Consider the following 2,060-nt stretch of genomic DNA (forward strand, 5'->3'; position numbering starts at 1 on the left):
CCGCTTACGGGGGCTTTCCCCCGTAAGCGTGTCGTTCATGCGGGACTGCAAGGACAGGTGCTGCCGGTAGATCAGGCCCAGGATATATGGCAGCGCCTGATGGCACAGCACCCGGACCGGACCCGGCTGCAGACGGCGTATATCCATATCCCGTTCTGCAAGACCAAATGCCTCTACTGCGGCTTTTTCCAGAATGGGACCAATCAGGACGAAGAAGACCACTATATCGACTGCCTCGTACAGGAACTGGAAATGGCAGCGGACCAGCCGCGGCTGCGGGACGGACTCATTCACGCCGTCTTCATCGGTGGCGGTACGCCGACGTCCCTGTCGGCTGCCAATGCACGGCGGCTGCTGCAGACTATCCGGCGCTGCCTGCCTCTGGCCAACGATTATGAACTGACACTGGAAGGCCGTATCCACGATCTGGTGCCGGAGAAAATGGAAACATGGCTCCGATGTGGCGTCAACCGCGTGTCTCTGGGCGTACAGTCCTTCCACACGCAGATACGGCGTCAGGTGGGACGCCTCGATGACCAGGATACGGTCCTGAAGAATCTGGCGGCCCTCAAAGCGTATGAACAATGCGCCGTGGTCATCGACCTCATCTATGGCCTGCCCGGTCAGACAGAACGGGTATGGAAAGAAGACCTCGATGCCCTGGTTGCATCCGGTGTCGATGGCGCGGACTTGTATCAGCTCAATGTCTTTGAAGACAGTGACCTCAGCCGGGCTATCGAAAGCGGCCGCCTTCCCCCGGCCGCGACGACAGAAGAGGAAGCACATCTCTTTGCTCTGGCCAGGGATTATATGGACCGTCACGCCTGGAAACGGCTGAACATCTGTCACTGGAGCTGCAGCAACCGGGAACGGAGCCTGTACAACTGCCTGGCCCGCAGCCATGCCGCCATGTTTCCTTTTGGAAGCGGTGCCGGTGGCCATATTGATGGCTATTCGACAATGCTGCACCGTTCGCTCCTGCCCTATGAAGCAATGATAGAACATGGGCAGAAACCCTTCATGGCTTTGATAAAACAAAATGATTTGCAAAATCTGGTTGATACGGTCCAGCAGCAGCTCGAACAGGGATATCTGGATCTGGACGGACTGGCTGCGGCAAGACCGGAACTGGCGGGACTGCGTTGGCTGTACCAGCTGTGGGAAAAACGGGGACTCGTACAGGATACGGGCGTCCTATGCAAACTGACGGCAGCCGGTGAATTCTGGCAGGTCAATGTGACGCAGACGACGTTGGAATGTATGCAGTATCTCCTGACAGGTAAAAACGGTCTAGCTATGGAAGGCATTGCGGCACAAGATTCACAGAAAGTCCGCGATATTGTTGCCCGGATGAAGGCTATGAAAAAACATTCCGGTGGCATGACAGATAAAATCAGGGCCATGCAGCTTATGGCAGAAACGATGAAGCAGCTGCGTCCTGATGAAATCCAGGCGGTCATGAAACACATGATGGACTAAGCTACCTCCTTCATTGCAGCGGAAGAGTCATTCCCTTCCCTTGACAGTAGTCTTTTCCGCTGCAGTTTTCATAGAAAGACGGCACGTTGTCAGGTCGTATCTCCTCCCTGGGAACGTGCCGTCTTTATTTGTTAGAAATGCGTAATAAAACTAGCAATTAAAAATAATGATATTGACAATCGATAACAATATTTGTACAATGGTCCCATAGTGATTTTATGAACAAAGGAGGGAATTTCTTGCAACAGATACTGAAAGGAATCATTGCCATCGTCTGCCTGATTATCCTGGGAATCGTGGCCTATCTCATGATAGCACCGGAAGATACAGCGCCACGGGCACAGACCCGCCAGGTCACCGATGCGACGGGGCAGAAACTGACCATACCGGTCCATCCGCAGCGCGTCGTCTTTCTCAATGTATCCAATCTGGACCTGTATTATGCGGCTGGCGGCAGGGATACCATCGCAGGGAAACCGACGTCGGATTCCATGTCGCCGGAATTGGCTGATGCCATGAAAGATGTACCAGCCGTGGGCATTATCCACAGCCCCAATATGGAAACGATTTTGTCCCTGAAG

General features: G+C 53.9%; 1 protein-coding gene and 1 pseudogene. Both read left to right on the forward strand.

The features are described 5' to 3' along the window. On the forward strand, window positions 1–1,479 hold a 1,479-nt coding region (gene hutW / locus DBO31_RS06635; protein ID WP_150824750.1), incomplete at its 5' end, for a heme anaerobic degradation radical SAM methyltransferase ChuW/HutW. A gap of 239 nt (window positions 1,480–1,718) precedes the next feature. Then, window positions 1,719–2,060, forward strand: a pseudogene (locus DBO31_RS06640) (ABC transporter substrate-binding protein); the annotation flags it as partial.

The sequence above is a fragment of the Megasphaera sp. DJF_B143 genome (genome assembly GCF_900320625.1).
Taxonomy (GTDB): Bacteria; Bacillota; Negativicutes; order Veillonellales; family Megasphaeraceae; genus Megasphaera; species Megasphaera hexanoica.